This window comes from Actinoplanes sp. NPDC048796 (genome assembly GCF_040650035.1).
Classification (GTDB): Bacteria; Actinomycetota; Actinomycetes; order Mycobacteriales; family Micromonosporaceae; genus Actinoplanes.
In genome coordinates this window covers 104,441-124,673 of sequence record NZ_JBEZGO010000018.1, presented here as the reverse complement: position 1 = coordinate 124,673, position 20,233 = coordinate 104,441, and the positions used below count along the sequence as shown (strand labels likewise).

General features: G+C 72.4%; 17 protein-coding genes. 11 read left to right on the top strand and 6 right to left on the bottom strand.

Annotated elements, in window-relative coordinates:
* The first annotated feature begins 112 nt into the window (after nucleotides 1–112).
* The 6 genes from AB0C26_RS41040 (at nucleotide 113) to AB0C26_RS41015 (ending at nucleotide 7,562) form a co-directional block, all read left to right on the top strand.
* Nucleotides 113–1,444 carry a sensor domain-containing diguanylate cyclase gene (locus tag AB0C26_RS41040; protein WP_360259234.1) on the top strand — a complete coding sequence of 444 codons (1,332 nt, stop codon included), beginning with the start codon at nucleotides 113–115 and terminating at the stop codon, nucleotides 1,442–1,444.
* Nucleotides 1,445–1,455: 11 nt separating this feature from the next.
* Nucleotides 1,456–1,980 carry a hypothetical protein gene (locus AB0C26_RS41035; RefSeq protein WP_360259232.1) on the top strand — a complete coding sequence of 175 codons (525 nt, stop codon included), beginning with the start codon at nucleotides 1,456–1,458 and terminating at the stop codon, nucleotides 1,978–1,980.
* 121 nt (nucleotides 1,981–2,101) lie between these two features.
* On the top strand, nucleotides 2,102–3,298 hold the full coding sequence (locus AB0C26_RS41030) for an acyltransferase (protein WP_360259230.1): 1,197 nt from the start codon (nucleotides 2,102–2,104) through the stop codon (nucleotides 3,296–3,298).
* Nucleotides 3,299–3,331: 33 nt separating this feature from the next.
* Entirely contained in the window at nucleotides 3,332–3,751 is a 420-nt protein-coding gene (locus tag AB0C26_RS41025) for a Fur family transcriptional regulator (RefSeq protein WP_360259227.1), read from the top strand.
* Nucleotides 3,751–5,988 (top strand): catalase/peroxidase HPI, encoded by a 2,238-nt coding sequence (katG, locus tag AB0C26_RS41020; protein WP_360259225.1) that lies wholly within the window; start codon nucleotides 3,751–3,753, stop codon nucleotides 5,986–5,988. Before AB0C26_RS41025 ends, katG begins: the two co-directional genes overlap by 1 nt.
* 95 nt (nucleotides 5,989–6,083) lie before the next feature.
* On the top strand, nucleotides 6,084–7,562 hold the full coding sequence (locus AB0C26_RS41015) for a hypothetical protein (RefSeq protein ID WP_360259222.1): 1,479 nt from the start codon (nucleotides 6,084–6,086) through the stop codon (nucleotides 7,560–7,562).
* On the opposite strand, the gene AB0C26_RS41010 is transcribed toward AB0C26_RS41015, so the two are convergent.
* Nucleotides 7,532–9,160 carry a methyl-accepting chemotaxis protein gene (locus tag AB0C26_RS41010; RefSeq protein WP_360259219.1) on the bottom strand — a complete coding sequence of 543 codons (1,629 nt, stop codon included), beginning with the start codon at nucleotides 9,158–9,160 and terminating at the stop codon, nucleotides 7,532–7,534. The genes AB0C26_RS41015 and AB0C26_RS41010 overlap by 31 nt on opposite strands.
* A 100-nt stretch (nucleotides 9,161–9,260) precedes the next feature.
* Entirely contained in the window at nucleotides 9,261–10,619 is a 1,359-nt protein-coding gene (locus AB0C26_RS41005; RefSeq protein ID WP_360259217.1) for an FAD-binding oxidoreductase, read from the bottom strand.
* A gap of 62 nt (nucleotides 10,620–10,681) precedes the next feature.
* Between AB0C26_RS41005 and AB0C26_RS41000 the strand changes: the two genes are divergently transcribed.
* Both AB0C26_RS41000 and AB0C26_RS40995 read left to right on the top strand, forming a co-directional pair.
* Complete coding sequence (locus AB0C26_RS41000) at nucleotides 10,682–10,981, top strand: YciI family protein (protein WP_360259214.1); 300 nt, start codon at nucleotides 10,682–10,684, stop codon at nucleotides 10,979–10,981.
* On the top strand, nucleotides 10,978–11,715 hold the full coding sequence (locus AB0C26_RS40995; protein ID WP_360259212.1) for a class I SAM-dependent methyltransferase: 738 nt from the start codon (nucleotides 10,978–10,980) through the stop codon (nucleotides 11,713–11,715). Before AB0C26_RS41000 ends, AB0C26_RS40995 begins: the two co-directional genes overlap by 4 nt.
* Before the next feature lie 9 nt (nucleotides 11,716–11,724).
* Here AB0C26_RS40995 and AB0C26_RS40990 read toward each other — a convergent pair whose 3' ends face one another.
* The gene (locus AB0C26_RS40990; RefSeq protein ID WP_360259210.1) at nucleotides 11,725–12,267 is read right to left on the bottom strand and encodes a GNAT family N-acetyltransferase; all 543 of its coding nucleotides are present in this window, start codon (nucleotides 12,265–12,267) and stop codon (nucleotides 11,725–11,727) included.
* Between the two features lie 43 nt (nucleotides 12,268–12,310).
* Entirely contained in the window at nucleotides 12,311–16,084 is a 3,774-nt protein-coding gene (locus AB0C26_RS40985) for an AAA family ATPase (RefSeq protein WP_360259208.1), read from the bottom strand.
* Nucleotides 16,085–16,168: 84 nt separating this feature from the next.
* On the opposite strand from AB0C26_RS40985, the gene AB0C26_RS40980 reads away from it, so the two are divergent.
* Together AB0C26_RS40980 and AB0C26_RS40975 are read left to right on the top strand one after the other, a co-directional pair.
* Nucleotides 16,169–17,230, top strand: a complete 1,062-nt coding sequence (locus AB0C26_RS40980) for a methyltransferase (protein WP_360259206.1) — start codon at nucleotides 16,169–16,171, stop codon at nucleotides 17,228–17,230.
* Nucleotides 17,231–17,242: 12 nt separating this feature from the next.
* Nucleotides 17,243–17,692 carry a hypothetical protein gene (locus AB0C26_RS40975; RefSeq protein WP_360259204.1) on the top strand — a complete coding sequence of 150 codons (450 nt, stop codon included), beginning with the start codon at nucleotides 17,243–17,245 and terminating at the stop codon, nucleotides 17,690–17,692.
* A 9-nt stretch (nucleotides 17,693–17,701) separates the two neighbouring features.
* Here AB0C26_RS40975 and AB0C26_RS40970 read toward each other — a convergent pair whose 3' ends face one another.
* Nucleotides 17,702–18,394, bottom strand: a complete 693-nt coding sequence (locus AB0C26_RS40970; RefSeq protein ID WP_360259202.1) for a GTP pyrophosphokinase family protein — start codon at nucleotides 18,392–18,394, stop codon at nucleotides 17,702–17,704.
* Between the two features lie 166 nt (nucleotides 18,395–18,560).
* Complete coding sequence (gene dacB / locus AB0C26_RS40965; protein WP_360259200.1) at nucleotides 18,561–19,919, bottom strand: D-alanyl-D-alanine carboxypeptidase/D-alanyl-D-alanine-endopeptidase; 1,359 nt, start codon at nucleotides 19,917–19,919, stop codon at nucleotides 18,561–18,563.
* A gap of 36 nt (nucleotides 19,920–19,955) precedes the next feature.
* On the opposite strand from dacB, the gene AB0C26_RS40960 reads away from it, so the two are divergent.
* Complete coding sequence (locus AB0C26_RS40960; RefSeq protein WP_360259198.1) at nucleotides 19,956–20,225, top strand: hypothetical protein; 270 nt, start codon at nucleotides 19,956–19,958, stop codon at nucleotides 20,223–20,225.
* Nucleotides 20,226–20,233: the final 8 nt, after the last annotated feature.

The following is a 20,233-nucleotide window of genomic DNA, read 5'->3' as shown; positions in this document are numbered from 1 at the left end:
CATCCGACCGCACGCTCCGCCACCGCGACATGGGCCAAACATCTAAATACGTCTATCAAAGGTCAGACTTCTCAGCTCGCCCGCGGCCCGGCCGAAATACACGACTGTGAGAGTGGGCAGGCGGCTGGGGCTGCGGCTGGAGGCGATCGTGGCGCTGGTCGCCGTGGTCGTGCTGCACCCGTTCGGCCTGGTCGGGGTCGCGCCGCTGGGGCTGACCGTGCTGCCGGTCCTGCTGTTCGGCGTCACCCAGCTCCCGGGCCTGCGGGACCGCCGCCTGGCCGCGTACCTGGACATCCTGATCACCGGCTGGGTCGTCTACGCGATCGGCTGGGGACCCGTCCTGCCGCTGGCCTTCGGCATGGTCTTCAGCATGCACATCCGCGCGTTCGGCGGCCGGTTGTGGCGGCCGGTCGCGGTCGTCGCGTTCCTCAGCATCGCCGTCGGGCAGGCGGGCATCGCCCTGGGCTGGATCTTCTGCTACCTCCCGCCGGTCCAGGCCCAGGTGACCGGATTGTTCGGCGCGCTGCTGACTGTGCTGTTCATCCGGATTCTGGGCACGACGGCCGAGGAGCGTGAGCGGACCGAGGCGCTGTACCAGGCCCTCGTCCAGGACTCCTCCGACGTCTACTGCGTCGTCGGCCCGTCGGGCGAGCTCGGCTACATCTCGCCGGCCGTGCGCAACCTCACCGGGTACGACGCCGAGACGTACGCCCGGATGGGGTGGCAGACCCTGCTCGAGGCCGGCGACGTGGCGATGTGGGTGGCCGCGCTCGAGCGCTGCGTGGCCGAGCCGGACGTGCCGCAGACCGTCCGGGTCCGGCTGCGCCACGCCGACGGCGGGTTGCGGTGGGTCGAGTCGTCGCTGCGCGACCTGACCGGCAACCCGGCCGTCCGGGGCATCGTGGCCAACCTGCGCGACGTGACCGAGCGCGTCGAGATGCAGGAACGGCTCACCTACGAGGCCACCTACGACCAGCTGACCGGGCTGCACAACCGCGCCGCCTTCCTGCGCGGGCTCGCCGCGACGCCGCTGGACGGCGACGTGGCCGTGCTCTTCGTCGACCTGGACGGTTTCAAGGCGGTGAACGACACCCATGGGCACATGTACGGCGACGCGCTGCTCACCTCGGTGGCGGCGGCGCTGCGGTCCTGTGTCCGCGACGAGGACCTGCTGGGCCGGCTCGGCGGCGACGAGTTCGGGGTGGTGCTGACCTCGGGCTGTCCCCTGGAGGTGGCGGCGCGGATCCTGGCCGCTCTCGACCGGCCGGTGACGGTCGAGGGTGTGCAGTTGCGGGCGCGCGCCAGCGTGGGGGTGGCGGTCGCCGGCGAGGGCTGCCGGCAGGCCGGCGAGCTGCTGCACCGGGCCGACCTGGCCATGTACGAGGCGAAGCGGTCCGGCACCCACGGGGTACGGGTGTATGAGCTCGAGGCGGCCGGGCACTAGGGTGCTCCATCGTGAAGCGTCTAACTCTCATTCAGTCGACCTTGATCGCCCTTCCGCTCGCGCTGCTGACCGCCTGCGGCTCTGACTCCGACTCGTCCGGCACGACGGACACGGCGGCCGCCCCGGCCACCTCGTCGGCCGCGCCCGCCACCTCGCCGGCCGCCCCGGCCGCGCCCGCCACCTCGTCCGCCGCGGCCGCCGCGCCCGCGTCGGGGGACAAGGCCCTCTGCGAGCAGGCGAACAAGGCCAAGGTGGCCTTCGGCACGTCGCTCGCCACGGCCGCCGGCGCCTCGGGCAGCTACGACCCCGCCGCGCTGAAGAAGGCCACTGCCACCTTCGCGGCCGACCTTGGCAAGATCGCCGCCGGCGGTGCCGGCGACAGCGCCGTGACCAAGTACCTCAAGGAGCTGTCGGCCGAGTTCGGCAAGGCGGCCAAGAGCGCCGACCCCGAGAAGGTGCTCGACAGCGGAGCCATCGACAAGGCGGGCGAGGGCTTCGACGCGGCCTGCGCCAAGGTGGGCGTCAAGGCCAGCTGACCTGCGCGTTTGTCCTGGCCGGACGGCTGCGTGAGGCGGCCCGTCCGGTGGTGCCCGGCCCCGGCGCGGCCGTGGTCTCGTAACTGGCCAGGACTTTGTGATCACCCGCGGAAGGCCTCAGATGACAGCGACCACGGCCCCCGCGGGTTCCCGCAACCGGTACATCGACACGCTGCGCGCCGTCGCCATCGTGCGGGTGATCGTCTACCACGCCTTCGGCTGGGCGTGGCTGAGCTTCGTGCTGCCCGCCATGGGTGTGATGTTCGCGATCGCGGGCTCGCTCATGGCGGCCTCGCTGGCCAAGGCGGGCGCGCGCCAGGCGGTCTGGTCGCGGATCCGCCGGCTGCTGCCCGCGTTGTGGGTGTTCGGGGCCATCGCCGTGCCCGTCATGCTCTGGCACGGCTGGAACGTGACCGACCCGGATCACCCCTTGCACAAGTTGCAGCTGATCTTCTGGGTCTTCCCGCTCGAGGACCCGCCCGGCAGCAGCTGGGGTGAGCCGTTCTGGGAAGTTCTCTGGTACCTGCGGGCGTACCTCCTGTTCGTCCTGGTCTCGCCCCTGTTGTGGCTGGTGTACAAGCGACTGTCGTGGGCCGTGGTCCTGGCGCCGCTGGCCGCCCTGGGTGTGCTCGTCCACACCGGTTTCCGCCTGCCCGACCAGATCGACGGCGTCATGTGGGACTTCGTGACGTACGCGGCGTGCTGGATCGCCGGCTTCGCCCACCGCGACGGGCGCCTGGCCCGGCTGCCGCTGACCGTGCTGGTGCCGGCCATCGCGGCGCTCGGCGCCTACGGCGGCTACTACCTGTTCACGCACCCGACCGAGTACGGCTACGACCTGAACTCGGTGCCGATCGCCCGCACCTTCTGGTCGCTGGCGTTCGTGCTGATCGCGCTGCGGGTGAAGCCGTCGATGGCCTTCCTCGACAAGGTGCCGGCGCTGGCCGAGGGCATCCGGGTGGTCAACGCCCGGGCCATCACCATCTACCTGTGGCACTACCCGCTGATCACGGTGGCCGCGATGGTCCTCGAGCACTTCGGAGTCCCGTGGGCCACCCCGTCGTACATCGGCTGGATGCTGGTCATCGAGACGGCCCTGGTCCTCGCCGCCGTGCTCGTGTTCGGCTGGGTCGAGGACGTCTCGGCCCACCGCAAGGCCTCGCTGTGGCCGCGGGCCGCGCGCGTCCTGGCCCCGGTGGTGGCCCCGGTAATGGCCGCGATGCCCAGTGGCCCCATCATGATCAACGGCACGCCGATCGGCACGCCGATCACCCCGTCGGCCCATGGTCAGGGTCACCGCGCCACGCCGAAAACTTGATCTGTTCCAGAAAAGTGCACTACTGTTCGTCGCATGGCGGACGGCTTCGAAGCACGGCTTCGGGCGGTCTCGCTGCGTGTCACGCGTCCCCGTCTGGCGGTGCTGGCCGCGCTGCGCGACCACCCACACGTCGACACCGACACGGTGATCTCGCTCGTTCGAGCGGATCTGCCCACGGTGTCGCACCAGGCGGTGTATGACGTACTGCGTGTGCTCACCGACGCCGGTCTGGTGCGCCGCATCCAGCCTCGCGGCGCCACGGCCCGCTACGAGACGCGGGTGGGTGACAACCACCACCACGTCGTCTGCCGGTCCTGCGGCGCGATCGCCGATGTGGCGTGCGCCGTCGGCCATGCCCCCTGTCTCACCGCGTCCGACGATCACGGCTTCGTGGTCGACGAGGCGGAAGTCGTCTACTGGGGCAGCTGCCCCGACTGTTCGGAAGGAAACTGATGAGCGACACCTTCGACCCGAAGTCCGGCGGTTGCCCGGTCGCGCACGACTCCGTCACCGCCCACGGCAGTGAGAGCGAGAACCCGGCGATCGACTCGCCGACCCCGAAGACCGGTGGGCGCCCGCGCACCAACCGCGACTGGTGGCCCAACCAGCTCGACCTGAGCGTGCTGCACGCCCACTCGTCCAAGGCCAACCCGCTCGGCCCCGCCTTCGAGTACGCCAAGGAGTTCGCCAAGCTCGACGTCGAGGCCCTCAAGCGCGACATCGCCGAGACCCTGCACTCGTCGCAGGACTGGTGGCCGGCCGACTTCGGCCACTACGGCGGCCTCATGATCCGGATGAGCTGGCACGCCGCGGGCACCTACCGCATCCAGGACGGCCGCGGCGGCGCCGGCGACGGCGGCCAGCGGTTCGCCCCGCTCAACAGCTGGCCCGACAACGCCAACCTCGACAAGGCCCGCCGCCTGCTCTGGCCGGTCAAGCAGAAGTACGGCCAGAAGATCTCCTGGGCCGACCTGCTGGTCCTGGCCGGCAACGTGGCCCTGGAGGACATGGGCTTCCAGACCTTCGGCTTCGGCTTCGGCCGCGTCGACACCTGGGAGCCCGAGGAGATCTTCTGGGGTCCCGAGGACACCTGGCTCGGCGACGAGCGCTACGCCTCCGAGAAGACGATGGCCGAGGGCGTCGGCGCCACCGAGATGGGCCTGATCTACGTCAACCCCGAGGGCCCCAAGGGCAGCGCCGACCCGCTGGCCGCGGCACACTTCATCCGCGAGACCTTCGCCCGGATGGCGATGAACGACGAGGAGACCGTCGCGCTGATCGCCGGCGGCCACACCTTCGGCAAGACCCACGGCGCCGGTGTCGCCGACGGCCACGTCGGCCCCGAGCCCGAGGGCGCCCCGATCGAGGCCCAGGGCCTCGGCTGGCTGAGCACCTACGGCAGCGGCAAGGGCAAGGACCAGATCACCTCCGGCCTCGAGGTCACCTGGACCGACAAGCCGACCGAGTGGAGCAACCGCTTCTTCGAGATCCTCTTCGGGTACGAGTGGGAGCTGACCACCAGCCCCGGCGGCGCCAAGCAGTACGTGGCCAAGACCACCGACGAGATCATCCCGGACCCGTTCGACCCGTCGAAGAAGCACCGCCCGACGATGCTGACCACCGACCTGTCGCTGCGCGTCGACCCGGCGTACGAGAAGATCTCGCGCCGTTTCCTGGAGAACCCCGAGGAGTTCCGCCTCGCGTTCGCCAAGGCCTGGTACAAGCTGCTGCACCGTGACATGGGCCCGGTCGCCCGCTTCCTCGGCCCCTGGGTCCCCGAGGCCCAGCTCTGGCAGGACCCGGTCCCGGCCGTCGAGGGCGCCCTGGTCGGCGAGGCCGACATCGCGGCTCTCAAGGCCAAGGTCCTCGAGTCGGGCCTGTCCGTCTCCGAGCTCGTGCAGCTCGCGTGGGCGTCGGCGGCGACCTTCCGCTCGACCGACAAGCGCGGTGGCGCCAACGGCGCCCGCATCCGCCTCGAGCCGCAGCGCAGCTGGGAGGTCAACCAGCCGGTCGCGCCCGCGCTGGCCAAGATCGAGGCGATCGCGCAGGAGTTCAACGCGGCCGGCGGCGCCCAGATCTCGGTGGCCGACCTGATCGTGCTGGCCGGCTCGGCCGCGGTGGAGAAGGCGGCGGCCGACGCCGGCGTCAAGGTCACCGTGCCGTTCCACCCGGGCCGCACCGACGCCACCCAGGAGCAGACCGACGTCGAGTCGTTCAAGGTCCTGGAGCCCCGCGCCGACGGTTTCCGCAACTACCTGCGCCCCGGTGAGAAGACCCAGCCCGAGATCCTGCTGGTCGACCGCGCGTACATGCTGAACCTGACCGCGCCCGAGATGACCGTCCTGGTCGGCGGCCTGCGCGCCCTCGGCAACAACTTCGGTGGCGCCCAGCACGGCGTGCTGACCGACAAGCCGGGCGTGCTGACCAACGACTTCTTCGCCAACCTGCTCTCCCCGGGCACCAAGTGGAAGGCGGCGGAGAGCGGCGAGCACGTCTACGAGATCCGCGACCTGGCCACCGACCAGGTGAAGTGGACCGCCACCGCGGTCGACCTCATCTTCGGCTCCAACTCGCAGCTGCGGGCCCTGGCCGAGGTGTACGCCAGCGCCGACGCCACCGAGAAGTTCGTCAACGACTTCGTCGCGGCCTGGACCAAGGTCATGGAGCTCGACCGCTACGACCTCGTCTGACCCTTTCGCGAAGAGCCCGGCCGGTTTCCCGGCCGGGCTTTTTTCGATACTGCCGCGTGTCCGGGCTGTGACGCGCTGACGCGATCTTTACAGGGGTGAGACGCGCCGCCCTCAGCTGGCTGATCCATCCCGTCACGGTGCTCGGGCTGGGCCTGCTGCTGTTCAACGACCACTACCTCAAGGCCGCGCATCCGAGCTGGCTCACCGGCAAGCTCAGCGACGCGGCCGGCCTGGTCATGGCGCCGGCGCTGCTGGCCGTGCTCCTCACCCCGTTGGTCAAGGACCGGCTGGCCGGGCCGGTCGCGACGGTCACCGTCGGTGTGGGTTTCGCCCTGGTCAAGGCTTGGCCGTACGCGGCGGCGACCGCCTCGGGCGCATGGTCGCTGCTCCGGGCCACCGAGTTCCGGTCCGACCCCACCGATCTGATCACGCTCCCGTTCCTCGGGGTGGCCTACTGGGCGTTCCGCCACTGCTTCGCGGCGGCCGGCGGGCGGTGGTGGCGGGCGGCCCGGATCGGGGTGCTGCTGCCGGTGGCGCTGGTGGGCGTGGTGGCCACGAGCGCGCCGGAGAGCCCGTCGGCGGACGCGGCCGAGTCGGCCGGCGGAGTCCTGTACGCGGGGGTGAACGAGTCCACGTACCGCGCGGCCGACTGGTCGGCCAGCCGCGACGGCGGGCACACCTGGCTGCCCTCGGCCGCGCCGCCCGGATACCGGCCGGACGTGACCCAGCCGAGGCGCTCGGCCTGCTCGACGGCCCAGCCGAAGACCTGCTACCGGCTGGTGGCGGACGAGCTGGCGGTCCAGATGACGACGGACGGAGTCACCTGGACCGGCGACTGGCGGCTGACCGATCGGGAACAGGAAGCGCTCTACCGCGGCTACGGCGACCTCTACGACCGCGACAGCCAGCTGAGCGGCCGGTCGATAGTGGTGCGGGACCTGCCCTCCGGCGGGCACGTCGTGGTGGTGGCGAACCGGCGCGACGGCTTCGCGGTGCGCGACGCGGGCGGCACGTGGACGCGGATCGGCTTCCCCGCGACGGCGCGGTCGGCCGCGGTGCCGGCGCCCCGTTTGACGGACATCACCGACTCGTACCGCACCGAGGACGTGCTCTTCGCCGTCGCTCTCGGCCTGCTGTTCGCCGGTCTGGCCGCCACCGGCGCCGCCGTCGCGGCCAACGCGCGGGCCGGCGGGAGCGCGGGCTGGGCGTGGTTCCTGGCGCCGCAGCTGGCGTTCGGGCCGTTCCTGTTGTTCCTGGCGGAGACCGGCCGTACCGACCCGTCGTCCCTGCTTGCCGCCTTTCCGTTCGTGGCGGTGGTGGTGATCGCGTTCGTGGGGCTGCTCTGCGTCCTGGTGGTCACGGCGATCGCCGTGAACCGCGCCGCCGGCGCGGGCCGCCGGCTCCTGCGTACGGCCGCCGTGTTCCTGATCGCGGCCGCCGTCCAGGCCGGCGTCGCCGTGGCCTGGCTCCGCCACGGCGCCGAGCACGGCCTGACCCTGGCCCTGGTGTCCCTCGCCGTCTGGTCCGCCGGCTGGGCCGTTGTTCAGAGGCGGAACCGGCCGACCACCTCCTGAAGCTCCGACGACACCCGGGACAGGTTGTCGACGGTCATGGTGGCCCTGGTCAGCGCGGCGGTCGTCGACTGGGCCGCGTTGGCCACGCCGGTGATGTTGGCGGCGATGTCGGTCGTACCGCCGGACGCGTCGCCCACGCTGCGGGTCATCTCGCCCGTGGTGGCCGTCTGCTCCTCGACCGCCGACGCGATGGTCACCTGATAGTCGTTGATCTTGGCGATGATCCGGCTGATCTCCCCGATCGCGTCGACCGCGCTGGACGTGTCGGCCTGGATCGCCTCGACCCGCCGGGAGATGTCCTCGGTCGCCTTCGCCGTCTCCTGGGCCAGATCCTTGACCTCGCCCGCGACGACTGCGAAGCCCTTGCCGGTCTCGCCGGCCCGGGCCGCCTCGATGGTGGCGTTCAGGGCCAGCAGGTTCGTCTGCTCGGCGATCGCGGTGATCGTCTTGACCACGTTGCCGATCTCGGCCGAGCTCTCGCCCAGCTTCGACACGGTGCGGTTGGTGGCCTCGGCCACCCCGACGGCCTGCGCGGCGACCTGGACGGCGTCGTTGGCGTTCTGGCTGATCTCGCGGATGGAGGCGCCCATCTCCTCGGAGCCGGCGGCGACGGTGGAGACGTTCACCGACACCTGGTCGGCGGCGGACGACACCATGCCGGCCTGGGCCGCCGCCTCACGGGCGTGGGTGGAGATCTCCTGGTTGGCGTCCGACAGGTCGGCGCCGGCCGCGGCCAGCGTGGCAGCGGTCGCGGTGACCTCGTGGAGCGTGTGCCGCAGCCCCTCGCGGGCCTCGTTGACGGCGACCGCCATGTCGCCGATCTCGTCCCGGCCGTACACGGTCGCCGACGTGGTCAGGTCGTTGGCGGCGAGCGCCCGCAGCGCGTTGCCGACGGACGTGACCTGGCGCTTGATCGACGACGAGATGACGTACGCCAGCAGCAGCGCCAGCACCAGCCCGACCGCGATCGCCACGATGACCCAGGTCCGGGCCGAGGAGTAGGCGGCCGAGGCCTTCTCGGCCCGCGCGCTCGCTTCCGCCTTCTCCAGCGCCCGCAGCTGGTCGACGGTGTCGTTCACCGTCGTCTCCGCCTTGTCGAAGGCGGCGCCGATGTCGGTCGGCATGGTGAAACCCGCGGGCGGGCTCTCCCGGTAGAGAAGCACGTTGCGCAGATCCCGGTACGTCCCGAAGCCTTCCTTCAGGGTGGCCACGGCGGCCTGCCGGGTGGCCGAGCCGGCCGCCGCGGCCGCGTAGGCCTCGAGCGCCGTGTCGATATCGGCGTCCGCGGCCTTCGTCAGCTTGATCGCATCGGCCTTGCTGGCCGCGTCGGTCCCGAGGTTGTGCAAAAGCATCGCGCGGTACATGTCCGACATGCCGCCCTGGACGCCGAGGAGGTTCGCCATGCTCTCGACATGCTTCGACTTCATCGCCGTGAGCTCGTCGTTCAGCGTGCCCATCCGGTTGATCCCGATGACGCCGACCCCGAGCGCGGCCACGGCCAGAACCGCGACCAGCACCCCGATCTTGCGGTTGATCTTCAGGTTGGCGAACCATCGGGTGACCGCGTTACCGGCCGGGTGGGCTGTGCTCGTCGTCATGGGTGCCTCGTGTCGTCCGTCTGCCTCTGCTGCTTACCTCACAAATCGGTCAGGGACGGATATCCGTGAGCTCCAGCCCGTTTTTTGAGCGAGACGAAATTCAGCCGCCCACCGGATAGTTGGCGCGCAGGACGTCGCGGGGATCGTGGCGGCGCTTCACCGCGCGGAGCCGTTCGAGCGTGTCCGGGTCGAACGCGCCGGCCGCCGAGTCCGACGGCGACAGCGCGAAGTAGGGCTTGCGGTGGCTCACCGACGTGCCCAGCCGCGCGGTCAGCTCGTCCAGGCCGGCGTAGGTGGCCGCGCCGGGTGCGCCCAGCGCGTACAGGTAGTACGGCTCGGTCACCGGCCCGAACGGTGTCGCCGACGGCCCGGCCAGCGCGCCGCCCAGATGGCGCAGCTGCACGCCGAAGACCGGCCCGAGCCGCGCCTTCGCCGCCTCACCTGCCCCCGCCTCGCTTCCAGCCGTCTCGCCTGCCCCCGCCTCGCTTCCAGCCGTCTCGCCTGCGGCCGCCTCGGCCGTCGCCGCCCCGCTTCCGCCGAGCAGCGCCTGCTCCACCTCGTCGAAGCTGGTCAGCAGCAGGCTGCGGGAGGCCGAAGCGCTCGGGTCGACCGGATCCGCGGTGATTTCGCCCAGCTCGGCCGGGGTCAGGACGCGGCGGCTGTCGCCGATCGGGTCCGGAAGCCCGCGGAGCAGGCGCGCGGCATCCTCGGCCGGCCCCAGATACGTGACGTCGACCGTGACGAGCGGGTCCATGCCGGGGAAGTTCAGCACCCCGAGCCACAGGGTGAGGGCGCCGGGTGCGGCGGTGGTGATTTCGGCGTACGCGGGAAAGATCTGCCGTGCCTTTGACAGTGGCCAGAGCATCCGGCCGCCGTAGAGCTCCGGTGCGGGGTGCAGCCCGAACTCGATCGCCGTGACGATCGCGTAGTCGCCGCCCCCGCCGCGCAAGGCCCAGAACAGGTCACCGTCGGTCACCCGTACGTGGTCACCGTCCGTGGTGACGACCTCGAACGCGGTAACGCTGTCGGCGGCCCAGCCGTACTTCCGGCCGAACCAGCTCAGCCCGCCACCCAGCGTGTAGCCGGTGACGCTCACGATCGGCGAACTGCCGGCCAGTCCGGTCAGCCCGTGCGCGGCCGCCGCCTCCTGCACCGCTCCCCAGCGAACCCCCGCGCCCACCCTCGCCGTCGCGGCGACCGGATCGATCCGCAGCTCATCCAGGCGGTCGAGCCGAAGCAGAATCGCGCCGCCCGCGTTGCCCGAGGCGCCGTGCCCGCCCGCCTGCGTGGCCACCGTCAGCCCGTTCTCACCCGCGTACCGTACGAGCGCGGCCACGTCGTCGACGTCGGCGGCCGCCACCACCGCTGTGACGTCCTGCCCGGCCAGGTTCCACGGCCGGTGGACGGCGTCGAAGTCCTCGTCGCCGGGTCGCAGCACCCGGCCCTTCACGAAATCCATGCGTACACCCTCGCCCCGTTGACCGCGGTTTCCCCCCGGCCGCCTGCTGATAAGTTTCGCGCATGGCCGAGTGGATCTATTTTCTTCATCCGCCCCGCGAGAATTTCGCCGCCACCATGACCGACGAGGAAAAAGCCGTCTGGGCGGCCCACTTCCAACGCCTGCAGCAACTCCTGGCCGACGGCGTGCTCATCATGGCCGGACCCACCCTGGGCCCGGTGAACACCGGCGTCGCCGTCATCGAGGCCCCCGACGAGGCCACCGCCCGGCGGATCATGGACGAGGACCCGGCGATCACGAGCGGCCACGCCCGGGGCGAGCTGCGCCCGTTCCGGGTCTCCCTGCTCCGGGGCCGCGAGTGAACCCGGCCCAGTTCTACACGGGCCTGGTGGTGGACGCGTACGCCAAGCTGAAGTCCGCCCACTTCGACGCCGCCCCCTACGCCGGGTTCATCAGCCGCACCGGGGAGCCGGCCCTGGAACTGGGCTGCGGCGACGGTGAGCCGCTGCTGTCCCTGGTAGCCCAGGGTTTCGCGGTCTCCGGCGTCGACTCCTCGGCCGACATGCTGGCCCGCTGTCGGGCCAACGCGGCCGCCCGGGGCGTGGAGGTCACCCTCCACCATCAGCCGATGGAGTCCCTGTCGCTCCCCGGCCGGTACCGCTCGATCTTCCTGGCCGGCCCCACCTTCAACCTGCTGCCGGACGACGAGACGGCGTTGCGCGCGCTGAATGCCATCCGCGCCCACCTGACCGACGACGGCGCCGCGTTGATTCCGCTGTGGATCCCGGACCCTTCCACCGACCTGGGCGTGCCCCGCGAGGCCGAGGGTGACGACGGCTCGCTGCTTCGCTACACCCCGCTGTCCGAGACGTACGACCCGGTGGCCCGAACCCGCGTCACGACGAGCCGCTACGAACGCCTCACCGCCACCGGATCCGAAACGGCCGGCCGCGAGTGGATCCTGCACTGGCACACTCCGGCCCAGTTCCGCGCCCTGTGTGCCGAGGCCGCCCTGACCGTCACCGCCCTGCTGGACGACAACGGCGACCCGGCACCTTCCGGCGCCACCGACTTCACCGCCGTCGTCCGCCCCTGACGGCGGGCGTCAGCCGGGCTGTTCGGACGCGGCTCGCCACTCGCGGTCGAGGACGGCGTAGATGGCCAGGTCGCCCCACTCACCCTTGAAGCGGGACTCCTCGACGAGGTGCGCCTCCTGCCGCATGCCCAGGCGACGGCAGACGCGGGCCGAGGCCTCGTTGCGCGGGTCGAGCTGAGCCCACACCCGGTGCAGGCCCAGCTCGTCGAAGCCGAGGCGGACCAGCGCGCGGGCGGCCTCCGTGGCGTAGCCGTGCCCCTGATGACCGGGGTGGAAGACCCAGCCGATCTCGCCCTGCCGGTCCTCGAGGCGCCCCGAGCGCAGCCGTACGTCCCCGATGACACGACCGTCAAGCTCGACGCCGAGCAGAATGCGATCCCCGTCCTTCTCGATGCGCGTGGCGTCCGCCCGCTCCGCGACGAAGGACTCCACGTCGCCGGGCGCCATGGGCTCACCCTCCAGGTAGCGCGAGACGTCGGCCCGGCTCCGGTAGGCCAGCACATCCGCCTCGTCGCCGTGCCGCAGCGGGCGCAGCAGCAGGCGTTCGGTCATCAGTCGCACGGTGGCGAGCCTACGGAGGCTGCCGCTGACCTCGCTACGCAGTTCCGCGTCCTGGCGGTGCGGCGATGTTCAGCTCGGCGGCGGCTCGGCGGGTGCGTGTGGCCTGGAAGGGCAGGGACATACGGTCGAACGCGGTGGCGGCGCGGGTCAGCAAGGGGGCCGCGGCGGCGTGGTCGCCCGCGGCGGCCAGGGAGTGGGCCTCGGCGCGGTCGCAGTGCGGTGAGATCGCGGCGAAGTAGCCGGCGGCCGAGCGGGCGGTGGGCAGGAAGTCGCGCAGCGCCTCGTGGTCGGCCAGGGCCTCGTACGACTCGACCAGGGCCAGGGCTTCGTGCGGGATCTCCTCGGGTCCGGGCCGGCGCCGCCGGGTGACGAGCGACAGCGCCAGGTCGCGGGCGGCGGCCGGGTCGCCCAGCTCGACCAGCAATCGGGCCCGGGCCGCCTCGGGGTTGCCCGGCCGGAGCAGGTCGGGGGTGACGGTGGCGGCCACCGCCCGGGCCCGGTCCGGTTCACCCCGGCGGGCCAGGGCCAGGGCCGCGACCAGCGGGCCGGAGCGGATGTAGGGGCAGCTCATCTCGGCCTCGGGGCCTTGGCGCAGCGCCAGGTGCTCCCGCAGGTACGGGTCGATCTCGGCCCACCGGCCCAGGTGCTCGAGGCAGGTCATCACCACAGCGGTGCCGTGGAGACGATCGTGCGGGGACAGGTCACGGGCGCCCGTGTACGCCAGGAGCGCGTGCTCCAAGGCGGTCACGTGGTCGCCGCGGACGTCGGTGATGAGCAGGCAGGCGACGAGATGGGCCAGGGCGCGGTCCCGGTCGCTGCCGTCGTTCCCGGTCTGTTCCAGGATGTTCAGCACGGCGTCGGGGTAGCGGCCCTCCTGGAAGTGGACGGCGGCCAGGCCGAGCAGGGCGACGCCGCGCAGCGGGGGCGAGCCGAGCCGGCCGGCCAGCGCGCACGCCGCCTCGGCGGCCCGGCGGCGGTGGGCGACGGGCACAGGGTCGGGCCGGCCGGTCCACGACCACCGTGAGCCGCACAGCGCCCGCAGGGCGAGCAGCCGGGCCTTGACCGACGGATCGCTGACGGCGGCGAGGCCCTCGTCGATCACCCGGTCGCCCAGGGCCGGGTCGGCCGGCACCCGGAACCCGCCCCAGCGGGCCACCACCATCTGGGCGGTCTTCAGGCAGAGCGCGGCCCGCCGGTCGCCGTGGGTCAGCGCGATCGCCTCGCGCCAGGCGCGGACGGCGTCGTCGCCCGCGTAGGCGGTTTCGTGGTCGTCGCCGATCGCTTCCAGCGCCTCGGCCGGATCGGTGGCGTACCGCAGCGCCCGCCGGTGCAGGTCGAGCGCTTTGTCCACGGCGTAGCGGCGGCGCGCGCCGACACCGGCGGCGATGAGCGAGCGGAAGGCTTTCGCCCGTACCCAATCGTTGGTCCCGGCCTTGTTTTGGCCGGCGTTGTCGGCGGCGGCCGCGTAGTGGAAGGCGATGAGCTCGATGACCTCGTCGACGCGCTCGCGGGAGACCTCCTCGAGCCAGGCCGCCACGTCGGCGTGCCCGGTCGCCCGCTGCGCGGTGGGCAGCGCGGCGTAGGCGACGTCACGCAGCAGGGCGTGCGTGAAGGCGTACTCCTCTCGCCCCGGTCCGGTCCGGGCCAGCACGAGACCGCGTGCTTCGAGGGAGGCCAGCGCCTCGGGGTCGTGCCGGTCGCGCAGCGGCTCCGTCCAGAAGGTCCGGCCGGCGACGGCGGCGGCCCGCAGGAGGCGTTTCTCGGCCGGTGGCAGCGCGTCGACCCGGGCCGACAGCAGGGCGTGCAGGGTGTCGGGCAGGGCCGTGCCGGAACCGCCCTCGGCCAGGTGGGCGGCGAGCTGCCCGAGGAAGTACGGGTTGCCCTCGGCGCGGGCCAGGATCTCGTCGCGGCGGCCGGGATCGTGCGGCAGGCGGGTGACCAGGTCGCGGGCGGCCTCGTCGGTCAGCGCGGTGAGCGACACGACGGAGGCGCCGGCCGTACCGGCGACCGCGGGGTCGCGTTCGAACAGCTCCGGCCGGGCGGTGGCGAGCAGGACGACCGGCCCGGCCGAGCGGGCCAGCAGCCGCGTCACCATGGCCAGCATGGGCGCGCCCGCCCAGTGCAGATCCTCGATGACCAGCACGAGCGGGCCGCGGGCGGCGAGCGCGGAGACGAAACGCGGCCAGGCCCGGCCGAGTTCGTCGGCCACCGTCCGCGGGTCGGCCGTGTCGAGCGGGTTGCCGGGCAGGCGGATGGCGGCCCCGGCGGCCAGGGCGTGAACGGTGGGCGGATCCAGGTGCCGGGCCGCGCCGCGGAGCCGCTCGGCGGCGACCGGGCCGGGCGTGCTGAGCGGAATGTCGCACGCGTCGCGCAGGATCTCGCCGAGCGGCCAGTAGGTGATGCCGTCACCGGCGGCCAGACATCGCCCGCGCAGCACCCGCATGCCGGGCCGGGCCGCCCCGGCTTCCAGGACGACCTCGCGCACCAGGCGGCTCTTGCCGATGCCGGCCGGGCCGGCCACCGTGACCAGGCGTGGCCGGCGGCTGGTGACCGCCTCGTCGATCAGCCCGAGGACCGCGGTCAGCTCACCGGCGCGGCCGACCATCGGCGGCTCGCCGGTGTGCTGCTGCTCGACGGCCCACGACGCGGCCAGCAGGCGGCTGCCCCCGAAACGGAAGGCGCCACGCCGGGCGGCCCGCCGGGTACGCCCGGTGGCGTGGAGCGTGCGCGGGGGAGCCGCCTCGCGCAGCCGGGCCGCCCCGTCGAGAACCGTCCCCCCGATGTCGCCGAGGGCCTCGGACGGCGGATCCGGTGCGATGATCTCCCCGGTGTCGGCGCCGATCCGCAGCGGCGCGGCCGAGCGCTGCAACATCTCGAAGCCCGCCCACAGCGCCCGCGAGGCGTGATCCTCCCGCGCGGCCGGATAGCCGAAGATCGCGATGATTCCGCCGCCGACCCGGGGCTGGACCGTGCCACCCCACCGCCCGGCGATCTCGCCGAGCAGACCGGTCCACGTCGCGACATCCCGCCGCGCCTGTTCGGGGTCGTCGGCTTCACTTCGGAGGGCGGGGTGGCCCCGGAAGTCGGCGTCGAGCACTGTGACCAGCTTGCGTTCCTCGCCGTCGCCGGCCGGGGCGGGCGCGGCCAGCAGCGCGCGGTGGGCGCGCCGCAGCGCGGCACCCGGGGCGACGCCGAGCTCGTCGCGCAGCAGCGCCTCGATCCGCGCGTACCAGCGCAGGGCGCGATGGCGCTCCTCGAGGGCGATCAGCCGCGCGTACGCCTCCTCGTGCAGCGGGTCGGCCTCGACGAGTTGTTCCAGCGCGGCCACGGCCCCGCGCCGGTCCCCGCGAGCCAGTAACCCGTCGGCCCGGGACAGCAGCAGCGGGGCCATGAGGTCGCGCAGCTGGTCGCGACGCGTGGACGCCCAGGCGTCGAATCTGTTCTCGGGCAGCAGCTCACCGCCGTACAGCAGAAGGGCCTGGTCGATGTCGCCTCGCCGGGCCGCCTCCTCGAAGGCGTCGGCGTCGACCCAGAGCGGCGAGCCGTGCAGGCTGAGCATCTCGCCGCGCAGGAGCAGATGCTCGCCGCCCAGAGCCCGCCGGGCGAAATGCAGCGCTTTGTTCAGGCGTGAGGGCGCGGACGGCCACAGCAGATCGACGGCCCGCTCGCGGTGCAGCCGGTGGCCGGGAGTCACCGCCAGCAGCTTGACCAGGCAGAGGGCGGCGCTGCGATGCCACTGCGCGACGGTCTCGCCGGCGGCCTCCGCGTGGAAGCCGCCGAGCAGCCGGATGCGCAGCTCGCCGGGCATGCCGGTGATTGTGCGCGCCCGGCGCCGCCGGCGCGGACGGGAAGCGGACACGAAACGGAAATCGGCCCGCATAGCTTGCCCGGCATGACGACTACGACAGTGAACGAGCAGCGCCTGATGGACTTCGTCTTCCGGGCGGTCGGTGACTTCGGATCGATGCTGACCGGGTCGCTCGCCGTGATCGGCGACAAGCTGGGCCTGTACCGGGCCATGGCCGACGGGAAGCCGGTGACGGCGGCCGAGCTGGCGGACCGCACCGGGACCGCCGAGCGCTACGTCCGCGAGTGGCTGTCGGCCCAGGCCGCCGCCGGCTACGTCGAGCTCACCGGCGACGACCGGTTCGTGCTGCCGGCCGAACACGCCGTCGCGCTGACCGACGAGAACAGCCCGGCCTGCGTGATCGGCGGCTTCGAGCTGATGTTGGCCGCCGTGCGCTCCACGGACCGGCTCGTCGACGCCTTCCGGACCGGCGCCGGTGTCGGCTGGCACGAGCACCACCACGACCTGTTCGAGGGCTGCGAGCGGTTCTTCCGCCCCGGCTATCAGGCCTACCTGACCACCTCGTGGATCCCGGCCATGGACGGCGTGGAGGCCACGCTCAAGGCCGGCGGCCGGGTGGCCGACATCGGCTGTGGCCTCGGCGCCTCCACGATCCTCATGGCCCGCGCCTATCCGCAGTCGAGGTTCGTCGGCACCGATTACCACGCCGGTTCCGTCGAGACGGCCCGGCAGCGCGCGGCCGAGGCGGGCGTCGCCGACCGGACCCGCTTCGAGACCGGCCCGGCCAAGGACCTCGAGGGCGACTACCACCTGATCTGCCTGTTCGACTGCCTGCACGACATGGGCGACCCGGGCGGCGTCCTCACTCACTTGCGCTCCCGGCTCGCGCCCGGCGGTTCCCTGCTCATCGTCGAGCCGTTCGCCGGCGACTCCGTGCGCGACAATCTGAACCCGGTCGGCGCGGTCTATTACGGAGCTTCGACCCTTTTGTGTACGCCGAACTCACTCTCCCAGGAGGTCGGCGCCGCCCTGGGCGCGCAGGCGGGCGAGCGCCGCCTGCGCGACGTGGCCACCGGCGCCGGCTTCTCCCAGTTCCGCCGCGTGGCCGAGACCCCCTTCAACCTCGTGTTCCAGGCGGCACCCTGACACCCGGCTACCATGATCCTTTTCTGGGAGGATCGGATGGCCGAGCGCTGGGAACTGGTGCCCCACCAGGGGCTCCGGTCGGGCGACGTCGAAGTGCTGCTCAGGACGGACCGCGACCGGTTGCGGGCCGCGCTGGCCGGCCGCTTCGGCGCGCCCGACGAGAACCGGCCCTACGAGGACCAGTTCAGCAACGAGCACACGACTCTCTTCCTGCGGTACGACGACGGGCTGCTCACGTCGATCCTGTTCATCGCCGGTTCGCTCCAGTACGACGGGATCGAGCTGTACGACACGACGTTCGGCACCCTGGAGCCGGCGCTCACCGCCCGTGGCTTCGAGCTGCGGGAGCCGGTCGAGTTCACCGACGGCATGGACGTGCCCGGCCTGGGCGTCAACATCGCCACCCGCGAGGACGTGGGCAGCGACGGCGACGAGATCGAGTGGGTCGCGCTAGGGGTGTGAAGCTCCGGCTCAGCGACGGGGGCCGTGGATCTCGCGGTGCAGGCGTTCCATGCGGATGTCCAGGCGGGCGGCGTCCTCGGCCGCCGCGGCGAGCTCCTGCCGGAGGGCGGCGGGGACGTCGGGGTCGTACTTGTAATGGATCTTGTGTTCCAGGCTGGCCCAGAAGTCCATGGCGACGGTACGGAGTTGGACCTCCACCGGTACCGACACCACCCGGTCGGACAGGAAGACCGGGATCTCGACGATCAGGTGCAGGCTGCGGTAGCCGTTGGTCTTCGGGCGGTCGATGTAGTCCTTCGTCTCGATCAGCGTGACGTCGGGCTGGCGGGTCAGCATGTCGGCGACCGTGTAGACGTCCGAGACGAAGCTGCAGACGATCCGGATGCCGGCGATGTCACGGATCCGGGCGCGCAGGTCGTCGAGGTTGAGCGGGCACCCGATGCGGTCGGCCTTCGCGGTGAGGCTCTGGGTGGTCTTGAGGCGGGGGAGCACGTGCTCGATCGGGTTGCCCCGGCCGCGGTGGGCCAGCTCCTCGGCCAGGATCGAGATCTTCGTGCCGATCTCGGCCAGGCCGAACTTGTACACCAGCATGAAGTGGCCCAGATCGTCGGCGAACGTGGAGGGCGCCGTCGGCACCGCCACGGTCTGTTCGGCCCGCCGGGCGATCTGGTCGCCGCTCACAGCGGGCTGTTCGGTCGTCACGGTGCCGTTCTCCAGAGTCGTCCGATGCGCGGTGCCGCGGCATCCTGCCCTGACCAGCATCGCTCGACGGGGATCATCCCGTCGTCATCCCAGCGAAGTCTCCGCCATACCGTATTCGCCGTACGCCAGTCGGCCGACGCAGGGGCGCGCCAGCGAGCACTGAGGATCAGACGTCAGGCGATCCTTGGTCACTCAGCGCGACGACGAGGCGGTCGATGGCCGGGGTGACGGAGGCGGCCAGCTGATTGTTGACGATCACCGAGAAGACGACCGGGTGGACACCGTCGGCGTAGCCGGACAGGGCCGAGGCGCCGGTGAGTGTGCCGGTCTTGGCGTGCACCACGCCCGCCGCCGGTGTGCCGCGCATACGGTTACGCAGGGTGCCGCCGATCAGCGGATCCGGGTCGCCCGCCACCGGCAGTGCCGCGCGCCAGGTGCCGAACCAGGGTTCCGCGCGCACGCGGAGCAGCAGCCGGACCAGCGCGGCGGGCGGGACCAGGTTGCGCCGCGACAGGCCGGAGCCGTCCACCTGCCGCAGCGTGGCCGGATCGACGCCGAGCCGGGCCAGGTAGCCCGCGACCGCGGCCGTTCCGGCCTCCCAGGAGCCGTTGCCCATGGCCTTGACCAGCAGTTCCGCCATGTTGTTGTTCGAGAGTTTCAGCAGCGGGGCGATCAGCTCGCGCAGCGGCGGCCCGGCATGCCGGGCCACCTCCCGGCTGCCGGACGGCGCGGGCTCGCCGGTCCGAGTTCCTCCCTCCAGCCGTACGCCGTGACGGTGCAACGCCGAGCGGAAGACCTCAGTGGCGAGCAGGGTGGGGTCACCCACGGCAACGGATCGCTTCTCGGCCGGGGCGCCGGCGGCCAAGGTCCCCGTGACCAGAAGCGTGTCGGTGCCGTGCCGGCGGGTGACCGCGATGGTGCTCGGGCCGGGCCCGGTGGCGGCGCGGTTGTCGACGGCCAGCAGAGACGTCGGAGGAGTCAGCCGTACGACGGGTGGGGTTCCACCGACAGTAACGGTGACCGTTCCGGACAGGAAGTCACTGTCGGGTGACAATGTGAGGGCCGACACAGGCGCCGCCCCGGCGAAGGACTCGTCGTCCCAGGCCCACTCGAGGCCGAGCCGCACGTCGTCGAAGGCGGTGTCGTCACCGACAAGATCCCCCGTGACGCGGCGGAGCCCGGTGGCGGCCACGTCGCGGGCGAGCGCGTCCAGCGAGGCGGGGGTCAGCGCGGGGTCGCCCGAGCCGCGCAGGTAGAGGTCACCGTTGAGGACGGGGCCCGGCCGGGAGCCGCCGCTTCGTACGGAGGTGACGAAACGGTGGCCCGGCCCGAGCAGTGCCATGGCGGCGGCCGAGGTCAGCAGCTTGACGTTCGAGGCGGGCAGAAGCCGCTCGCCGCCCCGCCGGTTCAGAAGGGTCGCGCCGGTCCGCGCGTCCGCCACCACGACGCCGGCCTGAGCTCCGGCCAGAGCCGGATCGGCGAGAAACCGATCAACGGCAGCCGCGAGAGCGTCCGGAGCCCGCACCGATACGCCGGACGCCAGCGCCCGGTCGGTAGGTGCGTGGGCCGTGGGTGCCTGGGCGGCGGCTGGCAGTGCCGGGGCGCCGGCTGGCAGTGCCTGGGCGGCGGCTGGCAGTGCCGGGGCGCCGGCTGGCAGTGCCTGGGCGCCGGCTGGCAGTGCCTGGGCGCCGGCTGGCAGTGCCTGGGCGCCGGCTGGCAGTGCCTGGGCGCTGGATGCCGGTACTGGTTTGCCGAATTCGGGCGCCGGGGCGCCGGCGGCGTGCGCCGGAACGGATGGCGCCAGGGTGCCCAGTGCGAGCGTCAGGAGTAGGGAGACTG

What these genes read in the sequence shown, in the direction of transcription:
- AB0C26_RS41030 (WP_360259230.1), top strand. Translation starts at nt 2,102, where the DNA reads ATGACAGCGACCACGGCCCCCGCGGGTTCCCGCAACCGGTACATCGAC.
- AB0C26_RS41025 (WP_360259227.1), top strand. Translation starts at nt 3,332, where the DNA reads ATGGCGGACGGCTTCGAAGCACGGCTTCGGGCGGTCTCGCTGCGTGTC.
- katG (WP_360259225.1), top strand. Translation starts at nt 3,751, where the DNA reads ATGAGCGACACCTTCGACCCGAAGTCCGGCGGTTGCCCGGTCGCGCAC.
- AB0C26_RS41010 (WP_360259219.1), bottom strand. Translation starts at nt 9,160, where the DNA reads ATGACGACGAGCACAGCCCACCCGGCCGGTAACGCGGTCACCCGATGG.
- AB0C26_RS41005 (WP_360259217.1), bottom strand. Translation starts at nt 10,619, where the DNA reads ATGGATTTCGTGAAGGGCCGGGTGCTGCGACCCGGCGACGAGGACTTC.
- AB0C26_RS41000 (WP_360259214.1), top strand. Translation starts at nt 10,682, where the DNA reads ATGGCCGAGTGGATCTATTTTCTTCATCCGCCCCGCGAGAATTTCGCC.
- AB0C26_RS40990 (WP_360259210.1), bottom strand. Translation starts at nt 12,267, where the DNA reads ATGACCGAACGCCTGCTGCTGCGCCCGCTGCGGCACGGCGACGAGGCG.
- AB0C26_RS40985 (WP_360259208.1), bottom strand. Translation starts at nt 16,084, where the DNA reads ATGCCCGGCGAGCTGCGCATCCGGCTGCTCGGCGGCTTCCACGCGGAG.
- AB0C26_RS40980 (WP_360259206.1), top strand. Translation starts at nt 16,169, where the DNA reads ATGACGACTACGACAGTGAACGAGCAGCGCCTGATGGACTTCGTCTTC.
- AB0C26_RS40975 (WP_360259204.1), top strand. Translation starts at nt 17,243, where the DNA reads ATGATCCTTTTCTGGGAGGATCGGATGGCCGAGCGCTGGGAACTGGTG.